General features: G+C 51.2%; 11 protein-coding genes. All 11 read left to right on the top strand.

Going from position 1 to position 23,750, the window contains the following annotated elements; all coding sequences use genetic code 11:
• The first annotated feature begins 659 nt into the window (after positions 1-659).
• From NBV64_RS17405 to NBV64_RS17355, 11 genes are read left to right on the top strand one after another with little or no spacing between them, the layout of a single operon-like run.
• Positions 660-8,234: a type I polyketide synthase gene (locus tag NBV64_RS17405; protein ID WP_250756240.1), complete on the top strand. Its 7,575-nt coding sequence runs from the start codon at positions 660-662 to the stop codon at positions 8,232-8,234.
• Positions 8,227-9,567, top strand: coding sequence for an aminotransferase class I/II-fold pyridoxal phosphate-dependent enzyme (locus NBV64_RS17400; protein ID WP_247966317.1), 1,341 nt, complete (start codon positions 8,227-8,229; stop codon positions 9,565-9,567). The genes NBV64_RS17405 and NBV64_RS17400 overlap by 8 nt, the downstream gene beginning before the upstream one ends.
• Before the next feature lie 2 nt (positions 9,568-9,569).
• The gene (locus NBV64_RS17395) at positions 9,570-10,769 is read left to right on the top strand and encodes a polysaccharide biosynthesis/export family protein (RefSeq protein ID WP_250756239.1); all 1,200 of its coding nucleotides are present in this window, start codon (positions 9,570-9,572) and stop codon (positions 10,767-10,769) included.
• 42 nt (positions 10,770-10,811) lie between these two features.
• Entirely contained in the window at positions 10,812-11,600 is a 789-nt protein-coding gene (locus NBV64_RS17390; protein ID WP_250756238.1) for an ABC transporter permease, read from the top strand.
• Positions 11,597-12,259: an ABC transporter ATP-binding protein gene (locus NBV64_RS17385; protein ID WP_250756237.1), complete on the top strand. Its 663-nt coding sequence runs from the start codon at positions 11,597-11,599 to the stop codon at positions 12,257-12,259. The genes NBV64_RS17390 and NBV64_RS17385 overlap by 4 nt, the downstream gene beginning before the upstream one ends.
• On the top strand, positions 12,256-13,446 hold the full coding sequence (locus NBV64_RS17380; protein WP_250756236.1) for a KpsE/RkpR family capsule polysaccharide export protein: 1,191 nt from the start codon (positions 12,256-12,258) through the stop codon (positions 13,444-13,446). The genes NBV64_RS17385 and NBV64_RS17380 overlap by 4 nt, the downstream gene beginning before the upstream one ends.
• Before the next feature lie 24 nt (positions 13,447-13,470).
• A complete protein-coding gene (locus tag NBV64_RS17375; RefSeq protein ID WP_250756235.1) occupies positions 13,471-16,188 on the top strand; it encodes a coiled-coil domain-containing protein in 2,718 nt (905 codons plus the stop codon).
• A gap of 4 nt (positions 16,189-16,192) precedes the next feature.
• Positions 16,193-17,314, top strand: coding sequence for a non-hydrolyzing UDP-N-acetylglucosamine 2-epimerase (gene wecB, locus NBV64_RS17370; protein WP_137430565.1), 1,122 nt, complete (start codon positions 16,193-16,195; stop codon positions 17,312-17,314).
• Positions 17,315-17,328: 14 nt separating this feature from the next.
• Positions 17,329-18,594, top strand: coding sequence for a UDP-N-acetyl-D-mannosamine dehydrogenase (gene wecC / locus NBV64_RS17365; protein ID WP_250756234.1), 1,266 nt, complete (start codon positions 17,329-17,331; stop codon positions 18,592-18,594).
• A 26-nt stretch (positions 18,595-18,620) separates the two neighbouring features.
• Positions 18,621-21,974, top strand: a complete 3,354-nt coding sequence (locus tag NBV64_RS17360) for a glycosyltransferase family protein (protein ID WP_250756233.1) — start codon at positions 18,621-18,623, stop codon at positions 21,972-21,974.
• Positions 21,975-22,006: 32 nt separating this feature from the next.
• The gene (locus NBV64_RS17355; RefSeq protein WP_250756232.1) at positions 22,007-23,719 is read left to right on the top strand and encodes an asparagine synthetase B family protein; all 1,713 of its coding nucleotides are present in this window, start codon (positions 22,007-22,009) and stop codon (positions 23,717-23,719) included.
• Positions 23,720-23,750: the final 31 nt, after the last annotated feature.

Here is a 23,750-nt window from a genome sequence, read left to right as displayed (position 1 = left end):
TGACTGCCTTGTAAGCTGCCTGATAGTCCTGAAAAAGCTCGTCTTGCGGCTTTAGCACAGCATCGGATTGTTACAGTGCGGCCCTGCTCGATTTCAATTCTTTATAGATTAGAACAACTGCGTAATGGTAACATTCGCAGCTGCTAATCTTTTTGCAGTGCAGCAGGCTACCGCCAAGTAGGCAGGATTTTTTGGCGAGGAGCAGTCTTTGCTTAATGTCGAATTGAAGTTTTTATTTCGTTAAAGGTGGCGACGAAATAAAAAAATCTTTGATATTTTGCCTAGTGTCTTGATTAGACAGCCTTGGTAAATATACCCAAGGCTTTGTTATTTTTCAAACACTCGTTTTTTTTGGTTAACAATAAATAGAATAATATCGTCAGGGAATATTTTATTTGAATATTTTATTTTTAGCATTATTGCCTAAATAAAATTCGAAAATAAATATCATCGAATTGCATAGAGTTTATATATATTCCATGTAATTGGGGTTTGTAAATCATAGTAACGGGATGTAAGTTTCGCCATTGTTTACTGGTGTGCTGCCTGCGACACGGCTATGTCAGAAGTCGTTGTCCGAAATAGCGTTTTATCAAATATGACTATTCCGTGCTCCGCGGTGACAGGGCAAGTCAGTAAAGATCGAAAGGGTAGGGTGCGTGTCTCAAAATACAGGCAAGGGTGCTAAGGAGTTAGAAGCATCCCGTACGGATATTAATAAAAGCAATACTGCGTCTGGAGCAATCGCCATTATTGGTATGGCGTTTCGCTTTCCGGGTGACCTGTCGCAGCCCGACCAGTTCTGGAATGCCTTAATTGAAAAACGCGACCTGGTTACGGAAATCCCGGCGGATCGCTGGGCGACGGCCGAGTTGCAACACGATAAAAGGTCCGAGCCGGGGCGTAGCATTACTTTTTCGGCTGGTGTCTTGTCGCGCATCGACGAGTTCGATGCGGACTTTTTCGGCATTTCCCCTCGCGAAGCCGCCTGGCTGGACCCCCAACAACGCTTGTTACTGGAGCTGTCCTGGGAAGCCATGGAGAATGCGGGCGTCTTGCCCTCCAGCATGGCCGGTAGTGACTGTGCGGTTTATGTTGGTATTTCCGGCCTGGATTACGGCATGCGCGGCTTGGATGATTTGTCCAGCCTGACAGCCCATATGATGACCGGCAATACCATGAGTATCGCCGCCAACCGTCTGTCCTATATCTACGACCTGCACGGTCCGTCCATGGCGGTGGATACCGCCTGCTCGTCTTCTTTGGTCGCTTTGCATCAAGCCTGCTCAAGTTTGCGCAATGGCGAGGCTTCAACCGCCTTGGTCGGTGGCGTCAATCTGTTGCTGCACCCTTATCCCTTTGTTGGATTTACCAAAGCGTCGATGCTGTCGGCAGATGGCCGTTGCAAGGCGTTTGATGAGGCTGGTAATGGTTACGTGCGGTCCGAAGGTGGCGCGGTACTGATGCTCAAGCCCCTGGAGCAGGCGCTGGCCGATGGCGACCAGATACAGGCCGTCATTTTGGCAACAGGCGTGAATGCCGATGGGGCTCGCAAGACCGGCATTACTATTCCTAGCTGCCAGGGACAAATTGAGTTGATGCGCTCCGTGCTGGAGCGCAGTGGCCTGACAGCGGCTGATGTTGACTTTGTAGAAGCCCACGGTACCGGTACAGCCGTAGGCGATCCTGTTGAAACCACCGCCATCAGCGCGGTGTATGGCAAATCGCGTGAACAGCGTTTGCCTATTGGTTCAGTCAAAGCGAACTTGGGCCATATGGAATCGGCCTCCGGCATGGCTGGCCTGGTCAAGACAGTGCTGGCATTGCAGCACCAAGCCTTGCCGCCCGCTTTGCACTTGAATACCCCCAATCCCGCCATTGATTTTGATGGTTTGAATCTGGAGCTGCTGCCCCAGGGCCGCGAGTTGCAGCGCACCGATGGCAAGCCTTTGGTCGCAGGACTTAACTCGTTTGGCTTTGGTGGTGCCAACGCCCACGTCTTGTTGCAGGCTCCTGTAGCGACAACTGCCCAATCGGCAACGGTGCCGAACTCGGGTTTGCCGCCTTTGGTCTTGTCGGCCAAGACAGAAGCCGCTCTGCGTGAGCAAGCGGGTAATTATGCGGACTTGCTGGACGGCAAGACGGCGCAAGATTTTTACGATGTCAGCTACGCGGTCACTCACCGTCGTCAGACTTTGGCTCGTTGTTTGATCATTCAGCCCGAAACGGTTGAAGAAGGCGTGGCGCAATTGCGTGCTTACGCGCAAGGCCAAGCCCCACAAGGTTTGCAAACCGTAGACGCCCTGAGCAAAGAAGGCCAATTGGCCTTTGTCTACGCCGGTAACGGAGCGCAGTGGCTGGGCATGGGCGTGACCTTGTTGTGCGAGTCCCCTCGTTTTGCGGCTTTGCTGTCCGAACTGGACGCCATGATGCAGCCCTTGGCGGGCTTTTCGCTGCTGGAGCAATTGCAGGCCGAACCTGCCGCTTCCCGCATGGACGACACGACAGTCGCCCAGCCTTTGTTGTTTGCTGTACAGGTTATTGTGACGCGCATGCTGCGCGAAGATGGCATTGAACCTGATGCCGTGGCTGGCCACAGTGTGGGCGAAATCGCTGCTGCCTGGGCCGCTGGTGCCTTGGATCTGGAACAAGCCATACGCGTTATTTGTGCCCGTAGTCAGGCTCAAGGTCTGACTCGTGGCCAAGGCCGGATGGCCGTTATCGGTCTGTCGCACGAAGCGGTGAACACCTTGCTGGAAGGCTTGGGTGCGGACTTGGGCGTGAATGTGGCGGGGGTAAACAGCCCTTCCAATATCACTCTGTCCGGCAGTCTGGACGGCTTGCTGCGCATTCAATCTGCCTTGGAAGGCCAAAGCGTTTTTTTCCGCCTGCTGGATTTGGATTACGCCTTTCACAGTCCCTATATGGATGGCTTGCTGCCGCATCTGGAAAAGAGCCTGGGCGATTTGCAGCCTGGTCAGCAGGCTCCACAAGCCCGTTTTGTCTCGACCGTTACGGGCGACGAACTGTCCCCGCAAGAGCTGGGCGTGGATTACTGGTGGCGCAATATTCGCGAACCCGTGCAGTTCGAGCAGGCTATTGCCTGTCTGGCGAACCAGGGCTGCCGCGTATTTCTGGAAATTGGCCCGCACGCCATTTTGCAGCGCTACATTCGTGAAACCCTGACTCAGTGTGAGATTCAGGGCGTGGTGTTGTCCAGCTTGCGCAAGCATGACGATGGCCCGCAGCGGCTGACTGATACGGCCTTGCATACCCTGGCTTTATTGCCGACCCAGTTGAAAGCCCGTTTCCCCGTGGCTGGCAATCCAGTGGAGCTGCCCGTTTACCCATGGCAGCGCGAGCGTCATTGGTACAAGAACAGCACAGAAGGGATGCGCTCCATCGAGCGTCGTCGTGTGCATGATTTGCTGGGTTGGCGTTTGCCGGATAGCGATATCAGCTGGGAAAACGTGCTGGACCCGGTGATTTTGCCTTGGCTGGCGGATCACAAAGTGGGTGGTGCCATGGTGTACCCAGGTGCCGCTTACCTGGAAATGGCTTTGGCTGCAGCCCGCGAGTGGCTGGGCGAAGCACTGATCCTGGTGGACGAGCTGGATATTCTGGCTCCGCTGGTTTTTGATGGTGAACATGCCCGCAGCCTGCGTTTTGTGCTGAGCCCGCGTGATGGCAGCTTCCATATCAAGAGTCGCCAACGCTTGAGCCAGGACGAGTGGGTGGTACACGCCAGCGGTCGTATTCTGGCTTCGGATGAACGCATGGCCGTGGCGGAACTCTCGCCCCTGGCCTCGGCTGAACTGCATATTGATCGCGATCGACACTATCGCTTGGCGCATTCCCTGGGTCTGGATTACGGTCCGGCCTTCCAGGGTTTGAAAGCCTCGCAGGTTCAAGGTACTTACCTGAATGCCGAACTGGAGATGCCCGTCAGCCTGGAGCAAAACGGCTATCTGTTGCATCCGGCCTTGATGGACGTGTGCTACCAGTCCCTGGTGGATTTCTTCGCACAAGATATTGAAGCAGGCCAAGGTGTGGCCTTGCTGCCTGTGAAAGTAGGCCGTTTCACCCTGTCTACGGAAGGGCAGGTAACGCATTTTCATGCCCACCTGCGTCGTAGCAGTGCCCGTTCGGTACTGGCAGATTTCGAGCTGTATGGTGCTGATGGCCGTTTGTTGGCCAGCGCCCAGGCCTGCCGTTTCCGCGCTGCGTATTTCTTGCGCCAGGATCGCCACGCGGTGTCGAACTGGCAAATTACCCCGTATCTGCGCCCTCATCCTCGCGATGAGCGAGTTGCCGTTACGCTCTCGCCTGAGCAACTGGCCCAAAGCGGCTGGTCAGCACTGGCTGACCAGCAGCAAGAGCGAGAAACCTGGTTCCAGCAGACTTTGCCGTTGCTGGATGCCTTGAGCCTGTCCTTTATTTATGAAGCCTTCCAGAACGTAAAGCCTTCCGAACTCAGCACCGAAGTATTGAGTAGCCCGTATGGCCGCTGGCTAAGCGAGCTGCTGCGCGCTGAAGAGCTGCTGCAAGATGACGAAGGCTATCGTGTGGTGGAGCAGGCCGATATGCCTGCCGCCCAGGACTTGTGGCGCACAATTTTGCAGGATTCGCCTAGCAGCTTGCCGCAACTGACCCAGATTGGTTCGGTCGGACGCCAATTGCCGGCCTTGTTGCGTGGCGATATTTCAGGCGAAAAACTGCTGGCCTCTTTGCGCCGCTCCCCTGTGGTTGAAGTGCTGTATGACGATGACCCCATGTATCTGGGCGTGCGTCTGGCACTGGAAGCCCAGTTGCGAGAACTGGCTGCGAACTTGCCTGCCTCCCAGCGACTGCGCGTGCTGGAAATCGCTGTAGGCCCAAGCGATTTGCCCAAGACTCTGGCTGCTTGCCTGTCCGAAGACCAGTTTGAATACGTATTGGCTTTGCCAGATGCTGATTTGCAGGCTCGTCAGGCAACGCAGCACCATGCTTTGGCCAACGTGCAGGTGCTCGGTTTTGATCTGCAAGACTGGCAACTGGAGCAGGTCGATAAGCCCCAGTTCGATGTCGTGATTTTGCGCCACAGCCTGCACCGTACCGTGCATGTGCCTCCCGCCCTGATGCGGAGCAAGCAATGGCTGGCGACGGATGGAGTATTGCTGGTGGCCGAGTGTCACCCTGACTGGCATGCAGACTTCTTGTCCGGTCTGGACCAAAGCTGGTGGCACGCCGCCGGTGAGTCGCAATCCTCCTCCTTGTTGTCGCCCGAAGGCTGGCACAAGGCGTTGGAGCAAGCAGGTTTTGAGCAGGTGCAAACTGCGCAAGAGCCTGCCGCACAGGAATTGAGTGAGGGTGCCTATTTGTTGCTGGCCAAGGCCGCCACAACGCAGGCGATTCCAAACCAGGAAGCCGTCGCTGCAGCGAAATGGGTCTTGTTGTTTGATGAGGCTTCTCAAGTTCAAGCCCATTCTTTGCAGGCCCGTTTGGAAGCAGCTGGCCAAACAGTTAACGCTCAAATCTGGCCGCTCAGTGCAGACATTCTGGCTGATGAGAGCCCTCTGAATGTAGTGCAGATGCTGGGGTGGGCCGATACTGCTGCTGCGGTTAGCCAGACCAGCGCCCAGCTGCTGAGTCTGACGCAAGATCTGTCAGCCCGTACCGCTGCAAGTCGCCTGTTCCTGGTGACGCAAGGCGGCGCCTTGCCGGCGATGGCAGAGGAATTGGATTGGACGGTGAATCCCGCCCAGTCGGCCTTGTGGGGCTTTGGTCGCGTCGTGATGAACGAGCTGCCCGCCTTGTCCTGCACCTTGATTGATCTGGCCGGTGATGTGAATGCCAGCGATGTCGCTCAGCGTCTGGAACTGGAGTTGCTGTGGCCGGATGAAGCAACAGAAATTGTCTTGTCTCAAGACGCACGTCATACCTTGGTACTGGAAGAGGCTACTGCGGCAGCGACTGCCCAGCTAAGCCAGGATGCCCATTTCAAGCTGGACTTTCAGGTGCCCGGACAACTGCGCAATCTGGAATGGCAAGCTGTTCAAACGCCGAGCCTGGCTGCAGATCAGGTTGAAGTCCGTACCATGGCCGCGGGCCTGAACTTCCGTGACGTGATGTATTTGATGGGCTTGTTGCCGGACGAAGCCGTCGAAAACGGTTTTGCCGGTGCCAGCCTGGGTCTGGAGTTCTCGGGTGTGGTTACACGCGTTGGTGCTGATGTCACCAATTTGATGGTAGGCCAGCCGGTGATGGGCTTTGGTTCCTCCTGCTTTGCCAGCCATGTGGTGACACGTGCGGATGCTATCGCTCCCATGCCTGAAGGCTGGGATTTTGAAGCTGCCGCCACCGTTCCAACGGTGTTCTTCACGGTCTACTACGCCCTGACGCATCTGGCTCATATCCAGCCCGGTGAAAAAGTGTTGATACACGGTGCCGCAGGTGGTGTGGGGATTGCTGCAATCCAGCTGGCCCGTCATTTGGGCGCAGAGATTTATGCCACTGCTGGCACGGACGAGAAACGCGTATTCGCCTCCTTGCTGGGTGCTGACCATGTGTTCGATTCGCGCAGCCTGAGCTTTGCTCAGGACGTGATGGACGCCACTGGCGGTGAAGGTGTGGACGTAGTGCTGAACTCGCTGGCGGGTGAGGCCATGCGCCGCAGTTTGGACGTCCTGAGTCCTTTTGGCCGTTTCCTGGAGTTGGGCAAGCGTGACTTCTTCGAGAACACGCCGATTGGTCTACGTCCCTTCAAGAGCAATATCAGCTACTTCGGTATTGATGCCGACCAACTGCTGACGGGACGCCCAGCTTTGGCGGGACGTTTGTTCAAGGAAGTCATGGAGCTTTTCCATGATGGCGCGCTGTTCCCACTGCCTTACCGTAGCTTCGGTGCCGAGCATGTGGTTGATGCATTCCGCGCCATGCAGCAGGCTCGTCACATCGGCAAGCTGGTGGTCTCCCTGAAGGATGCCCAACCCCGTTTGCCTGCAAAACAAATCGCTGCCCCTCTCGACTTGTCCGAACAGGGCACGTGGTTGGTTACGGGTGGTTTGTCTGGCTTCGGTTTGGCTTCCGCCCAATGGCTGGTCAAGCGTGGCGTGCGCTCTCTGGTCCTGGCTGGTCGCCGCGGTGCCGATACCCCTGGTGCACAAGAGCTGCTGAAGCAGTTCCAGGCACAAGGCTGTCGCGTGCAAATCGTGGCGTGTGACGTTACGGATTTCGCAGCAGTACAAGCTGTTGTCGCGCAGATTCAGGCGGGTGATAGCCCACTGACTGGCGTGCTGCATGCTGCCGCCGTGTTTGATGACCGCCTGATCGCTAATATGGATCAGGACAGCTTGAACAAGGTGCTGCAAACCAAGTTGGTGGGTGCATGGAATCTGCACCTGGCTACTCAGGATTTGAAGCTGTGTCACTTCGTGCTGTATTCGTCTGTGACGACCTCTATTGGTAACCCCGGACAGGCGAACTATGTGGCCGCCAATGCGGGCCTGGAAGGTTTGACGCGCTTGCGCCAGAACCTGGGTCTGGCGGCGTCCTGCATTGCCTGGGGACCGATTGGCGACGCAGGTTACCTGACCCGCAATGAAACTGTGAAGGACAGCTTGGGCAAACGTCTGGGCAAGGCACCGTTGCAGTCGGATCAGGCACTGGATCAACTGGATCGCGTCCTGGCCGTCAATGGCGAAGTGTCCATTGTGGCCAACTTCGACTGGAATGCCTTGGCACGCTTGCTGGCCTCGGCCCAAAGTGAACGCTTTGCCATCTTGAACCGTGCCCGCAAGGATCACGACTCAGGCAGCGATGGCCAGGATATTCACACCTTGATCGCGGGTAAAACGCCCGAGCAAATTCACGCTTTGGTGGCCGAGTGGGTGGCGCAGGAAGTTGCCAACATTCTGCGCACCGAAGTAGACCGTATTGAAACCCAGCGCTCCTTGCATGATCTGGGCATGGACTCCTTGATGGCTGTGGAACTGGCCCTGGGGTTGGAGCAACGCTTTGGCGTGCAGTTGCCCGCCATGGTGCTGAATGATTCTCCCACCGTCTGGAACGTTGCGGCCCGCATTGTGGACAAGCTGACGGCCGGTGGCGAGGACTCGGCAGAGCAGGACGCTGGGCACTTGGTGGCCGATGTCGTACGTCAGCACGGGGACGATATGTCCGAGGCTGACTTGCAAGGCTTGGCAAAAGATGTACAGCGATTGGCAGAAACAGGAACATCACTGATCAATGAGTAAGAACGATCTGGCGCCAGGCAGTAAAGCACAACTGATACAGCGCATTCTGGGGCGTAAAACCGGGCAAGCGGCCAGCAATGGCCGCATGGCCGAGCAGTCCGCCACCCATCAGGGGGCGGCCAGCCATATCCCGGAGTCCTACACCCGCTTTGACCGTCATCCCGGTTACGAAAAAATGCTGGTGCCCAAGGCCATGGCTGATCGTATGGGCGTGCGTAACCCCTTTTTCCGCAGCCACGATGGTGTGGCTGCTGCGCACACCCGTATCGACGGGCGCGACTATCTGAACTTTGCCAATTACAACTATCTGGGTCTTTCTGCACACCCGGAAGTGAATGCGGCCGCCAAAGCTGCGATGGACCAGTACGGCACATCGGCTTCGGCCAGCCGTTTGGTAGCAGGCGAGCGCCGCGTCCAGCGTGAATTGGAAGAAGAGCTGGCGCAGAACTATGAGGTGGATGATTGCGTGGTTTTTGTCAGTGGACATGCCACCAACGTCAGCACCATTGGTTACTTGTTCGGTCCCAAGGATCTGGTGATTCACGATAGCCTGATCCACAACAGTATTTTGCAAGGCATCCAGTTATCGGGTGCCGCCCGCCGTTCCTTCCCTCACAACGACAGCGCCGCCCTGGAGCGCATTCTGGCCGAGATTCGTGGCCAGTTTGAACGCGTGCTGATTGTGATCGAAGGCTTGTACAGCATGGATGGCGACATCCCGAACCTGCCTGCATTTATTGACATAAAACGGCGGTATAAAGCGTTTTTGATGGTTGATGAAGCCCACGCCCTGGGCGTGCTGGGCAAGACAGGCCGCGGCTCGCACGAGCATTTTGGTGTGGCAGGCCGCGATGTCGACATCTGGATGGGTACCTTGAGCAAGACCCTGGCAAGCTGCGGCGGTTATATCGCTGGCGACCGCGCGCTGGTGGAACTGCTCAAATACGCCGCCTCCGGTTTTGTGTACAGCGTGGGGATTTCTCCCGTGCTGGCGGCTGCTTCGCTTAAAGCCTTGCAGATCATGCGCCGGGAACCCGAGCGTGTGCATACCCTGCAAGAGCGTGGCAGCCAGTTTCTGAATTCGATGCGCTCGATGGGAATCAATACCGGCTTTGCCGAAGGCTACGCCGTGATTCCCGCGATTACAGGCAGTTCTCTTAAAGCAGTCAAACTGTCCGGCCAGTTGTTTGATGCCGGTCTGAATGTGCAACCCATTATCCATCCTGCGGTGGAAGAAAAAGCAGCGCGTTTGCGCTTTTTCCTGTCCTCCACGCATAGCCAGGATGACATAGACCTGGCGTGTGAAACCGTTCACACGCTCATGAAGAAATAAGCATGGCTCAATTACTACACACAGCAGTAAGCAAGATTGCAGCAATGGGACGGCCAGTACTGGCCAGCACCTTGGTCGCCGTACTAGCCGGATGTGCCACGATGCCTGATTGGATGCCTGCAGACGGCCCCAGTCGCCAGCAAGTACAGGAACGACGTGAAGGCCGTATCGAAGGCATCACCCTGGTCAACGTGACAGATGAGTTGACCAAGAAGTTGGCCGCTAAAAAGCGCATGGGTGACTTTGCCGCCCAGTTCCCCAGCACAGGTTCGAACAACTACCTGATTGGCCCTGGCGATGTGCTGGAAGTGTCAGTTTGGGAAGCACCGCCTGCCATGCTGTTTGGCAGCATTTCCCTGGATCCCAAGGCAACGGCAGCAACCACCAATGCCGTCGCTTTCCCTCAGCAGATGGTCACGCCCGACGGCATGATCAGCATGCCTTTCGCTGGCCGTATTGCTGTCAAAGGCCGCAACACCCAACAGATTGAAGAAAGCATTGCCGAGCGTTTGCAAGGCAAGGCCAATAATCCGCAGGTTCTGGTGCGAGTCATTCAGAACAACACCTCGAACGTGACGGTCGTGGGTGAGGTCAATCAAAGCGTCTTGATGCCCTTGACGCCTAAAGGTGAGCGTTTGCTGGATGCCCTGGCCGCAGGCGGTGGCGTCAAGCAAGCAGTCAACCGCATCGCCATTCAGCTCTCGCGAGAGCTGAACACATCCACCATGGCGCTGGATACGATTATTCGTAATCCGAACCAGAACATCATGCTGAAACCGGGTGATGTGATCACGGCGCTGTACCAGAACCAGAGCTTCTCCATTTTGGGTGCCACCGGCAAGAACGAAGAAATTCCATTTGAAGCTCAGGGCATTTCCCTGGTACAGGCCCTGGCCCGTTCGGGTGGCCTTGATACGTCACGAGCTGATGCCCGCGGTGTGTTTGTCTTCCGCTTTGAGGATGCTGCGTTGGTGGACGGTGCACCTGAATCGACACTGCTGGACAAGAAGGGCGTCGTGCCCGTGGTGTATGAAATCGACCTCCGTGACCCGGCTTCTTTCTTTGTCACACAGAACTTCCCGGTTCAGGATAAGGACGTGATCTACGTGTCCAACTCGCCAGCGGCGGAGTTCCAGAAATTCCTGCGTTTAGTGGTGTCGGTGGCTGTGCCTAGTACGACCTTGAACAACATGATGAAGTGATCGTGCGCATGTTTAAGAACAACTCCTTCAACAGAGGCCGAGATGAATAAGCAGGTGCGCAGCCCCATGGCCGTCACTTGGGCGGTCTGGCGGGCGTTAGTTTTGCGAGAGTCCCTGGATCGCTTGTTTGATATGCGGGCTGCCTGGTTCTGGTTGTTGATGGAGCCAGTGCTGCATATCAGTTTCATCACGTTCATCTTCACTGTGATTCGTTTGCGTACAGTCGGTGGCATTGATGTCACTGTCTGGATTGTGGTGGGCATGTTGGCGTTTTTCATGTTTCGCCGTACAGCGATGCAGGTGATGTACGCGGTCGATAGCAATAAGCCTTTATTTGCATACAGACAGGTGCAACCTTTTGATACCTCTATAGCTCGTGGAGTCTTGGAAGCATTTCTAATGACCTTAGTGTCCGCAATTATTTTGACGGGCGCGGCACTGCTCGGGCATGACGTGCGGCCTGACGATCCTTTGCAGGTTGTGGTGACGATGTTCGGGTTATGGCTCTTTGGCGTGGGCTATGGCTTGGTTGCCTCTGTATTGATGGCCTTGGTGCGCGAAACTGAGCACATATTGAAAATCATGATGATGCCTTTGTATTTGATTTCAGGGGTCATCATGCCTATTTCTGCTGTTCCTCAACCTTATCGGGATCTGCTCTTGTTTAATCCTTTAGTGCATGGATTGGAGTTAGTGCGCAAAGGGTTTGCGAATTACTACCACATGGTGCCTGGCGTCAGCATGGGATACCTGTATCTGTGGGGGATCGTCAGTTTATTTCTGGGCCTGGTTTTGTATAGACGCTTTACACAGCAGTTGGTGATGAAATGATCGTCGTCAATGATGTTTATAAGCGCTACAAGACCGCCCATGGCGTGGGCCGTTGGGTATTGGAAGGAGTAAACCTGACAATCCCACCCAAGGTAAATGTGGGTTTGATTGGCTCTAACGGTGCCGGTAAATCTACCTTGCTGCGCTTGATCGGCGGGGTGGATCATCCCAATAAGGGGACTGTGCAGCGTTTGTGCAGGGTTTCCTGGCCTATGGGGAATGGGGGGCTGGAGGGTACCTTAACGGGCCGCCAAAACGCGAAGTTTGTGTGCCGAGTTCATGGGCATCAAGAGGATTTGGCAGATCGGCTCGTTTTCATTAAAGATTTTTCTGAACTGGGCCGAGCTTTTGAGGAGCCAGTCTATACCTATTCCTCTGGCATGCGCTCTCGCCTCCAGTTTGCCTTGTCGTTTGCTTTTAATTTCGATGTGTATATTTCGGACGAGGTGACGGCGGCGGGTGATGCGGCATTCCGTAAGAAAGCAGCTGATGCTTTCAAAACCATGACAAATCGTGCAGGCCTGATCATGGTGGCCCACGACAACAACACCTTAAGACAATTTTGCCAGGCTGGAGTCTGGCTGCATCAAGGGCGAGCGCACTGGTTTGACCAGATTGACGATGCGCTCAATGCCTACAAGGATTCACTTCCAAAATGACAGATACACCTCAAGTCACTACGCAGGCTGCTAGTGCCGCTCCCGATAAGGCTGTTTCAAAGAAACCTTCTTTTGGGGCCCGCCTCCGCTCATGGTTTTCATTGCGCTTATTTGATCATGCCGTACGTGTGATTCTGATCCTGGCTGTTTTGACGTCGGCGTACTGGTTGATCTTTGCCTCGAACCGCTATGTGTCCGAGGCAAACGTCATTATCCGAAAGACAGACTCGGTAGGGGCGCCGTCTTTTGATCTAGGAATGTTGGTATCGGGTGTAGCGACTGTTGATCGCGCGAATCAGCTGTTGTTACGTGATTACTTGCTGTCCGTGGACATGCTCAAGAAGCTTGATGAGTCTTTGGACTTACGTACGCATTACAGCTCCTCGGACCATGATGTTGTGTCGCGGATGTGGTTTCAGGACGCCTCGCTAGAGTGGTTTCATCGTCATTATCTGCGTCGTGTAGAGGTGGAGTTTGATGACTTCTCTGGTGTGTTGCGCATCAAGGTCCAAGCTTATAGCCCCGAGATGGCTCAGGCTATTACCCAGCAGTTGGTCCAAGAAGGCGAGCGTTACATGAACGTGCTTGGCCATGAAATGGCCCAGGTGCAAGTGAATTTCTTGGTTACTCAAGTTGATCAAGCTCAGGACCGCTTTCAGAAAGCCAGTCAGGACCTATTGAACTATCAAAATAAGGCCGGTTTGTTGTCGCCCCAAGCTACAGCAGAAAGCATTAATGCCATTGTTGCTGCTTTAGAAGGGCAGCGCGCTCAATTGCAGACGCAACTCGCCTCGTTGCCCAAAACTTTGGATCGAGACCATCCCAATATATTGATGCTGAAGCAATCCTTGAGAGCCGTAGATGCGCAAATTAAAGAGGAAAAGCTGAAGTTGGCGACGCCATCGGGTGGGACATTGAATAAATATGTAGAAGAGTTTTATCGCCTTGAAATGAACGTGCAGTTCACCCAAGAGCTTTACAAGTCCTCTTTGAGTGCTCTGGAGAAAGGGCGTATTGATGCAACTCGCATGTTGGAGAAAGTGTCAGTGTTGCAATCGGCGACTTTGCCTGAGTATCCAATGGAGCCGCGTCGTCTCTATAACACCTTGGTGACCTTGCTGTTGGCGTTGATCCTGGCTGGGATATTGAAGCTGCTCAAGAGTATTGTGCTTGACCATGTGGACTAACAAGAAAGATAGGAAATTCATTTAATGTCTATGTCACCTGTTGTGTCGTCTGAGTTAGGTCAGGAGTGCTCTGAGTCCAAGCAGATGCAGCATATCGAGAAGGAAAACTGCTTGTTGTTAGACCAGTTGCAGGTCGTGCAGGAAGAGTTATGTCGTTTGTACGAGAGCCCCCAAGGTGTTGGGAGGGGTTTGACGCAGACAGTCATTAATGTGGCGCCTGTAGATTTGCGACTTGTAGAGTCTCAGGCGGAAGCCGCCCGGTTGGAGTGTTTGCTTAAGGTGCAAACCCAACTACATGATTTAAAGACGCAACACGCCCTAGCCGCTCAGCTAGGCGATATTTTGATTGAGGGTGTGCAGTCCACTGGCTCGTTAATTTCGGTACCTGGGCGTTTACGCCAAGCTTGGCGTCAAAGTCGTCGCACGCAGCCCCCTGCTGTATTGGGTGGAAAATCCTTCGACAAAGTTATTCAGGCTTATCAGCAAGGTGGGGACCAGCAGGTCGAGGCCTTGCTGAATCAAGTTTCTGTTTCAAAAAATGTGCAAGCTAGCGCTTGGACGGCTGTCGCCCGCACTTACATGACGACCGAGCCTACCCTGGTCGCAACGATGGCGCGTCGTGCGTTTGCTTTGGAGCCACGAGGGTTTCGTCAAAAGTGGCTGGCATTTCGATTACATGAGTCGGGGGATTTGCTGGAGGCAGAAGCACTCTTGGCGCTCTTGCCGGAAGATGTGACTTTTACTGATTCTGAGGCGCGTCAACGTGATCGTTTGTTGAAGCAAGCAAAAGAAGTGCGTTTGGCTCAAGCCCGTTCTTTGTCTGGGGTTGATGCGCAATATGAGGATGTGCGGCGCCAATGGGATGAACTGGCCCAGTCGCGCAATACCTTGGCCGGTGTAGTTGAGCAACAAGATATACAGCTGTCGAATGCGCGAGATGAGGTGCAGCATTTAAGGCAAGAGAAGCAAGAGCAACTTGTAATAGCTGAAGAGTTGCGCGCACAGATTCAGCAGTTAGAAGGGGCGTACCAGGAAAGGCTCCAAGAGCGGAAGCTTGAAGGGGATCAACAGCGACAACTTGTGCTTCAAGAGCAAGACAATACGCAGGCTGCGCTTAAGCAAGTGGCGGACTTGAAGCGCGAACTTGAGCAAGAAGGACTGTTGAGATCACAGTTGCAGCGTGAAAGCATGGGTTTGCAAGCTGATCTGAAGCGGCTTAAACAAACGCTTCTAGAGAAAGAATCTCAAGCGGGGCAATGGTTTGAGCAGTGCGTCACTGTGCAGGGCGGCTTAGCGGAGATGGCTCAGCAATATGAGGGCCTGAAGGCGCAGTTGCAGACGCATCATCAGGACAAAGAGGCAGCTCTGTCACAACTTCAGACTTTGACGATCGCTCACGATGAATTGCTTGTCATAGCAGATCAACGCCTGGAGGAAGTCGGGTCCCTATTAGTTCAGTTGGAAGAATCAGTTGTTGAGTGTGAGGAGCTTCGGGGGCAATTGCGGGAGACGCAGGCAGAGAAGAACTCTTTAGCGTCACAAGTGCAAGAGTTGATAGGTGCTCGTGATGAGCTGGCTGGACTTGCTGCCCAGCGCTTGGATGAAGTGCATTCCTTGCAATCTCAAGCTCAGGCATTAGCCCAGCAACTGGATGAGGCAAGACAGCAGATCCATGTAGAGCGAACAGACTATAAGTCTTTGCAGGCTCAGCTCAATCAAGCTGTTCAAGTGCGTGATGAACAGATTGCTTTAGCCGCACAGCGTCAGGGAGAATTGCTGCAGCAAGCTAAAGAGCAACTGAACTTGGAAAAGAGTAAAGCAGCGCTGGAGGCCCGTCAGCTGGAGTTACAGCAATCCTTGGCGGTGCAGACTGCGCGTGAAACAGATCTGCTAGAGCGGCTGAGCGCCCAAGTGCAGACCTTGGTTGCTCGTGACGAAACAGCTCCGAGAATGCAAGAGGAGTTGTTTAGGAAACAATCTGAAGAACTGCTCCGGGTTCGTCGCCATATTGAAACAACGGTTAAGAACAATAGTGCTAATGCTGTACGGCAGATACAGTCTTTCGTGGGAATGCAAGAGTATTTCGCTACAGGTGTATTACCTGCCTTCAATAGTGAAGCCCACAGTTGGCCGGTGTCTGCTGATTTCGCACTGTGTTTGATGCGGTGTTTGACGCTGAAGTCATATGACCTTGTGGTTGAGCTTGGCTCTGGTATGTCTACGGTTATTGTTGCCAAGACGCTGGCCTTAATGTCGGAGCGTAATGGCTCTCGCCTGATTCCGTTCGTTTCGTTCGAACATTTGGAATCGTACTATCAACAAACTTTAGCCCACCTTCAACAGGCAGGATTAGAAAAGGCGGTTCAACTGACGTTAGCACCGTTGGAGGATTGGCAAGCAGCTGACGGTCAAGTCTATCCGTATTACAGCTGTCAAAGCACCCTGGCCAAACTTGCCAAGCAAAGACAAATGTCTCGAAAGCGCATTTTGGTGATTGTAGATGGCCCACCGGCTGCTACTGGTCCACAAGCTCGCTATCCTGCAGGTCCTTTGTTCGTGGAGTACTTCCCAAATGCGCAGATTGATTTCTTGATGGATGACTATATCCGTGAGGATGAAAAGCAAGTCGCTCAACGTTGGTTAGCCGATATAGAAGCTCAAGGACTTGCGGGTACATCTACTGAATACAAGCTTGAAAAAGACGCCTGTTTAATAACTGTTCACCCTAAAGACACAAAGTAATTTTATGAAGATTTTGACCGTATTTGGCACACGACCGGAAGCTATCAAAATGGCTCCGGTGGTTAAGGCTTTGGCTGCTGACTCTGCATTTGAAGCGCGCGTTTGCGTCACTGGTCAGCACCGCCAGATGCTGGATCAGGTTCTGGATATTTTTTCTATCAAACCTGATTTTGACTTGAACCTGATGAAGCCAGGCCAGGACCTGTATGACATCACCAGCAACGTGCTGTTGGGTATGCGTGATGTGTACAAACAATGGCAACCAGACATGATCCTGGTGCATGGTGATACGACCACCACCATGGCCGCAGCTTTATCGGCCTATTACGCCAAGATCAAGGTTGGGCACGTAGAGGCTGGCTTGCGTACTCATAATAAGTACTCGCCTTGGCCAGAGGAAATGAACCGCCGCCAAGCAGGCGTATTGGCCGATGTGCACTTTGCTCCAACCGAGCAATCACAGTCGCATTTGTTGCGTGAAGGTGTAGATCCCAAGACGGTACACATTACGGGCAATACCGTCATCGATGCGCTGCTGGATGTGGCAGCACGCGTACGTCAGGACTCGGAACTGCGCAGCCGTTTTGAGGCTCAGTTCTCTTTTATCAATCCAGCCAAGCGCTTGGTTTTAGTGACGGGGCATCGTCGCGAAAACTTTGGTTCCGGCTTTGAAAACATCTGCCTGGCCTTGCGCCAGATTGCCTCCCGTGGCGATGTGCAGGTGGTGTATCCAGTGCACTTGAATCCAAATGTTCAGGAACCAGTACGTCGTATCTTATCCGACGTTTCCGATGTTCATTTGATCGAACCACTGGATTATTTGCCCTTTGTTTACCTGATGGATCGTTGTGACCTTTTGGTCACCGACTCCGGGGGCATTCAGGAAGAAGCGCCTTCTTTGGGCAAACCGGTATTGGTGATGCGTGACACGACCGAGCGCCCTGAAGCCGTGGATGCAGGAACTGTGCGTTTGGTGGGAACAGAAACACAAGCCATTGTCAGCGCTGCCACGCAACTGCTGGATGACGCTGCTGAATATGAGCGTATGGCACGGGCGCACAACCCTTATGGGGACGGCAAGGCCGCTACCCGCATTAGTGAAATTTTAAAAACCTTGATCTCTTGATTCGGAAGACCAGCATGTTTGAAACTCTCTCCATGATCGGCTTGGGCTATATTGGCCTGCCTACTGCAACATTATTTGCCTCACGCCGCAAGAAGGTCATTGGCGTTGATGTGAACGCTTACGCGGTCGACACGATCAATCAAGGCCGGATTCATATTGTTGAACCTGAACTGGATATGCTGGTGCAGGCCGCCGTGCACGGTGGCTACTTGCGCGCTACGCTGACCCCGGAACCTGCTGACGCGTTTCTGATCGCCGTCCCGACCCCCTTTCTGGAAGGCAACAAGCCTGATCTGAGCTATATCGCCGACGCCGCTAAAGCCATTGCGCCAGTGCTGGCCAAAGGCAATCTGGTTATTCTGGAGTCGACGTCTCCTGTTGGTACGACCGAGCAATTGGCGCAGTGGCTGGCTGAAGCTCGTCCTGATCTGAGCTTTCCTCAGCAAGCAGGCGAGGAGGCTGATATTCAGGTGGCCTACTGCCCAGAGCGTGTTTTGCCTGGTCGTGTCGTGCATGAACTGGTTAGCAATGACCGCGTGATCGGTGGCATGACTCAGAAGGCTACTGAAATGGCTACCGCGCTGTACCGGATTTTTGTGGAAGGCGCCTTGGTCCCGACGAATGCACGTACCGCCGAGATGTGCAAACTGACAGAAAACAGCTTCCGCGACGTCAATATCGCATTTGCCAATGAACTGTCCCTGATTTGCGATCGCTTGAATATTAATGTGTGGGAACTGATCAGCCTGGCTAACCGTCACCCACGCGTTAATATTTTGCAGCCTGGTGCCGGGGTAGGTGGTCACTGCATCGCAGTGGATCCATGGTTCATCGTAGACAAGACTCCTGAAGAAGCTCGCATTGTTCGTTTGGCTCGTGAGATTAACGACTACAAGCCTGAGTGGGTTGTAGAGAAAGTTAAAGCTGCTATTGCTGGTGTATTGTCGCTGCGTCCTGATGCGCGTATGGCTGATATCAAAGTGGCTTGCCTGGGTCTGGCGTTCAAACCCGATATCGATGACTTGCGTGAAAGTCCGGCTGTTGGCGTTTCCAAGAAGATTGCCAGCCTGGGTTGCAAGGTGCAAGCCGTAGAACCCAATATCAGCGAATTGCCAGCCAAGCTACAAGGTACGGGTATTGAGTTGTCTGCTTTGGGTAGCGCCATGGCTGATGCCGATGTTGTCTGCGTTCTTGTTAAACACCGTCCATTCATCGAGCAAGTTGCTGAGATTCGCAAGCATGCTCAGTGCATCGACGTTGTAGGTTTGTTTGCGGAATAAGCGCTAGGAAAGCAGAAAAGGCTGATATGTTGCAATCAAAAGTAAGTAGTGCTGCGCGTGCATTCCGCGATAAGGATTACGCGAAGGCGATGACCCTTTATAAAGAGCTGGGGGAGCAGTTGGGACACCAGTTCTTTGCTGCGAATTTGGCTTTATGTCAGTCACGCTTAGGTGCTTCGGTAGGCCAAGGCGAATTGGCCAGCCTGCCAGCTAGGCAGCTACGTGTGGCGGGGGTGATGGATGAGTTTACTTTTCACTCTTACGACCCGGAGTGTGAGCTGTTGCAGTTGCACCCCGAGCACTGCATTGAGCAGTTAGAAAAGTTCAAACCCCATATACTTTTTATTGAGTCAGCCTGGCAGGGATTTGAACAGCTCTGGAAACTGAAGATTAGTACAAATGGGCCTGAAATTAACGCTTGCATCGATTGGTGCAAGCGTAATGGCGTGCCTACCTTGTTTTGGAATAAAGAGGATCCTGTGCACTTTGGCACATTTATCCCTTTGGCTAAGCAAGTGGACTACGTCTTTACTACAGATATTGATTGCGTGCCTAAATATAAAGCCCGTGTTGGTCACGATCATGTCTACTTCCTGCCTTTTGCCGCCCAACCAAAAACGCATAACCCTCTGGAGATTTTTGATCGAAAAGATGCTTTTAATTTTGCGGGTTCGTACTATCTCCGTTATCCGGAGCGTCAGCGCGACTTTGCGGCTCTGATCGGTGCTGTCAAGGGTTTGAGGTCGGTTGATATATATGATCGCAATGCTGACAACCCTCACCCGCATTACACTTTCCCTGACGAATACAAGCCCATGATTTTGGGTAAATTGCCATTTTCTGAGATTGATCGGGCGTATAAAGGCTACCGATATGGCATAAACATGAATACCATCAAGCAGTCACAGACGATGTTTGCTCGACGGGTATTTGAGTTGTTGGCTTCCAATACTGTTGTTGTTTCAAATTTCTCTCGTGGCACTCGCCTGCTTTTTGGGGATCTCGTTGTATCTTCAGATAATCAAGAGCAGATTGCTGAACGTATGCGGCCAATCATTAGTGATGAACTGCATTATCGTAAGCTGCGTCTTCTAGGTTTACGCAAGGTGATGACTGAGCATACTTATGCTCAGCGTTTAGCCTATATCCAAGCTAAACTGACGGGAAAAAAATTTGCTGTTCATCAGCCTTTAGTTGTTCTACTTGCTGAAGTAAAAAATGGGTCGGAACAGCAGCAGATTCTGGATTCTTTTCAGCGCCAAAATTATAAGAACAAGCAGTTGTACCTCGTTACACCAGAGGGTGTGGCGAATGTTGAGGGTGTTACTTGTTACTCCGTTCTCGAGGATGCCTTGCAGGCCACTATGTCATTGTCGAAAGATGATTTGATAGGTGCAATGCATGCTGATGACTATTATGGAGAGCACTATCTGACGGATTTAGCCTTGGCAAGTACCTATACTACAGCCTCGGCTTTCGGGAAATCAGCTCATTATTGTGCCCGTAATGGTGTCCCCGTCTTGTTAGGGGATTCGCATCAGTATCGAGAAGTAGAGATATTGCCTTTACGTGCTGCACTGGTGCGAGGCTCAGCGTGGAAACACCACCAAGTGGCACGTTCCTGGCTGAATCCAGGGCAGGCCAATATTCAGGTTCCTGGCATGCTGGCGATTGACGAGTTCAATTACATCGCTCATGGGGCAGACCTGTCTGATCAAAGCAGGGCAGTAGCCATGGATCTAATGCTAATAGATCAAGGTGTGTCTTTCTGCAATCATCTGGCAGCTGTTGCGGAGGGGTTGCCAGCATTTTCGCAGGAGGATGCAGACGATAGCAGTAGCCTGCCTCAGTTGGGTGCGAAAGAGCTACTGGAGTGGATCCCGTCGAAGGAGGGCGTGACGCTTTCTATTGTTGATGGACAGATACGGTTAGTGTCTACACTTGAACCCGGTCAGCACCTTTATCTGTACTCCAGAAATGCACGAGTTCGTCAGGACCTGAATTTGGTGCTTAATAGCCAGTTTCATCTGCATTGTGAGCAATTAATAAATATAAAAACCGTCTTTGAGTTTCAGGACAAACGAGGAAAAAAAATCTCCTACCAAATGAATCCGGCGGGAGATAAACATGCACTTGCGATACCTGCGCATTGTACAAAGGTTCGCTTTGGTCTTCGCATTGAGGGGCCTGGTGAAATAACAATAGAAAAGTTGGTTCTTGGTAGTACAGCGGAAAGACCTGCCGCAGTTATTACGAAATCACCTTATTTAGTGCTTGCTAAACAGTACCCAGCATATGACGATCTATATCGTTATGGATTTGTGCATAGCCGCATCCGTGCTTATAAAGAGGCAGGGCAGTTGGTGGATATGTATAAGATTCACAACGGGCCGGCGGAATACAGAGAGTTCGCGAATGTTGATGTTGCAACAGGTGATGCGCGTTTGTTGGAGGCAACACTTGCTACCGGACAGGTGAAGCATGTTTTAGTCCATATCATGGATCAGAACATGTGGAAGGTTTTAGAGAAGTACGTAGATAAAATTCAAGTTACTGTGTGGGCGCATGGGTCAGAAATTCAGGCTTGGTGGCGGCGAGAGTTTGAGTTTGAGTTAATGGATGATTCTGAAATAACTCGTCAGAAAAAGCTTAGTGATAATAGGGTTGGTTTTTGGAAGAGGCTGTTCAGTAACCCACCTGATAATCTTCACGTGGTTTTTGTGTCTTCTTATTTTGCTGAAGAGGTATTTGAGGATTTGAAGGTAAGGCTTCCAAAAGAGAAATACAGTATTGTTCATAATCCAATTGATGTTGAATTATTTGATTATAAAGAAAAAGATGTAGAACAAAGGAAGAAGGTTCTTTCTATTCGCCCTTATGCTTCAAAAAAATATGCAAATGATTTGAGTGTTCAGGCGATATTGGAACTATCAAAGAAACCTATCTTTACTGATCTTGAGTTTAAGTTGATTGGGGATGGTGTTTTGTTTGAAGAAACCGTCGCACCACTTCGTCGATTTTCCAACGTAGATATTGAGCGTAAGTTTATGACACACCATGAAATTGCTCAGATACATAAGGAGTATGGGGTGTTCTTAACGCCTACTCGCATGGACTCCCAAGGCGTATCTAGAGATGAGGCAATGGCGTCCGGCTTGGTTCCTGTGACAACGGCAGTAACTGCTATCCCGGAGTTTGTTGACGATCGTAGCGGCTTTCTCGTAAAGCCTGAAAGTGCAGTTGAGTTAGCTGCTGCAATTTCGCGCTTATATGAAAACCCTGATGAGTTTCGCGAAAAATCTATGGAAGCCTCAAAACGCGTTAGAAAACAATGTGCTTCGAGCGTGATATCAAGAGCTGAGATTCGGATTTTTAATTGATTTATTGGCATAATTAAATATATTGGCCCTTTATGTTTAACAGATTTGTTGTTTCTTTTGATCTTAACTGTGTAACTGATCACGGTTTTGATGATGCCGTTTTGTTGTTTGACGGTATTGGTTATAAAGAAGGAAGGGTTTTTTCTAGAGATTATTATCCAAAAGATCTGGCTGGTTTGTTGGCTGGGGAAATTGATGGTGAATGGGTCGGGGTTTGTCAGTCGTTAGGGAAAAAAATAATTTGTACTGATTTTTTTGGGTTCTATCCAATTTTTTATTGTTCTTTTGGTAAATTGTTTTTCTTTTCTAATTCTTATGATTCTCTTCTGACTCATATTAAGAAAATTAATTTTTATCCGAAGCTAGATTTTTTATCTATATTTCCTATGCTTGCTTCATCCTATTCTTTTTTTGATCAGGCATTTTCATCACATACTGGTTGCGAGCAAGTAAAACGTTTATTGCCTGATGAAATTATAGAAATTTCTGGTGGGTCTTGGGAGGTAAAGAAGAAAAGTAATTCATCTTCTTTATCTTATCAGGATTTAATTGAGCAAGGGTCTTCGGTTGTAAGGTCTGATCTCAGGCAGTTGCAAGAAATTGGTTTTCAAAATACAGAGCTATCTCTGTCGGGAGGGAAAGATTCTAGAGCTATTTTAGCTTTAGGAATCGATTCTATTTCAGATCTATCAATCAGAACGAATCCGAAATTTGAGGATGGGGGTAGCCTAAAGTCGGATGTAATAGATCGTGACTTTGATATTGCCTTGGATATGGTTTCTCATTACAACCTTCAATGGTCACGGTCTCGCCCTGTTTTCGCTGATCCAGTAGGTTTCGATCAAGCATTAAGTCATTATCGATTTTTCAGATCTTCTAATTATTTTCGTACTAATTTGAGTAGGTTTTATACTTCATTGTATCCAAACGGGAGTTATGTTGAGCTAGTGGGTGGGTGTGGAGAGGTGCTGAGGGGGTTTTGGTCGGATTATTTTAAAAAAATAAGCTATTCCTCAAGAATCGAATCAGATAGGTTAAATAAAAGAAAGTGCGGCTATTATGTTTTTTCTGCATTGGTTGGGAGGAACTCAAAATTAAAGTCTTATTACGATGATTCTATGAGTTGGTTTATGGATAATATTTCTAAAATAGATGGTGAGGATTTTTATGAGGCTATAGATAATCATTATTTCTTACATAGAAATAGGTATCATTTTGGAAATTATAGGGATGCATGGAGGTCTGGTAAGCTGCTTTATTATCCTTTGGGTAAAAAGGAGTTTTTTCAGGCATCCAAGATGATAGATTCAAAATTAAAATCTAAAGGTCAGGTGGTTTTTGATATTATAAAAAGCAACAAGGCCGAGCTTCATAGATTTCCTTATGAGTCTCCTTTTGGTTTTTCTTATGACATTCCTGGTGGTGGTTTCATAAGGGTTCCTCATGATGTCTCTAAAAAAAAGAAAAAAGATTTTCTAGATGATTTCCAATTAAAAAAATCTATAAATAAAGATATTTATAGAATTAGTTCTTTCGATTTAAAGAAAAATTTGTCAAAAAAATTTAGCAATAACATTGATGTTTGTAGGTCTAATGATGTTTTGAATTCTTTTTTTGAAAATAATATATTTAATTTCCAGCCTGATTCTTGGTCGGCTAAAGATATTAAGCTTTTTACCAAAATAGATTCTCTCGCTCTATTGGTTGGTGGTTGTTCTGTTAATTACTCGTTGATCAGTTTTTAACGCTAAGATTTTTATTGGTTTTTTGAGCGTT

This window comes from Alcaligenes sp. DN25, from assembly GCF_023674485.1.
In the GTDB taxonomy this organism is placed as follows: Bacteria; Pseudomonadota; Gammaproteobacteria; order Burkholderiales; family Burkholderiaceae_B; genus Alcaligenes; species Alcaligenes phenolicus.
Note: the sequence above shows the minus strand (reverse complement) of the source record. Positions and strands in the feature narration are given on the sequence as shown.

Coding starts and splice junctions, on each gene's coding strand:
- NBV64_RS17400 (WP_247966317.1), top strand. CDS start 8,227: ATGAGTAAGAACGATCTGGCGCCAGGCAGTAAAGCACAACTGATACAG.
- NBV64_RS17395 (WP_250756239.1), top strand. CDS start 9,570: ATGGCTCAATTACTACACACAGCAGTAAGCAAGATTGCAGCAATGGGA.
- NBV64_RS17390 (WP_250756238.1), top strand. CDS start 10,812: ATGAATAAGCAGGTGCGCAGCCCCATGGCCGTCACTTGGGCGGTCTGG.
- NBV64_RS17385 (WP_250756237.1), top strand. CDS start 11,597: ATGATCGTCGTCAATGATGTTTATAAGCGCTACAAGACCGCCCATGGC.
- NBV64_RS17380 (WP_250756236.1), top strand. CDS start 12,256: ATGACAGATACACCTCAAGTCACTACGCAGGCTGCTAGTGCCGCTCCC.
- NBV64_RS17375 (WP_250756235.1), top strand. CDS start 13,471: ATGTCTATGTCACCTGTTGTGTCGTCTGAGTTAGGTCAGGAGTGCTCT.
- wecB (WP_137430565.1), top strand. CDS start 16,193: ATGAAGATTTTGACCGTATTTGGCACACGACCGGAAGCTATCAAAATG.
- wecC (WP_250756234.1), top strand. CDS start 17,329: ATGTTTGAAACTCTCTCCATGATCGGCTTGGGCTATATTGGCCTGCCT.
- NBV64_RS17360 (WP_250756233.1), top strand. CDS start 18,621: ATGTTGCAATCAAAAGTAAGTAGTGCTGCGCGTGCATTCCGCGATAAG.
- NBV64_RS17355 (WP_250756232.1), top strand. CDS start 22,007: ATGTTTAACAGATTTGTTGTTTCTTTTGATCTTAACTGTGTAACTGAT.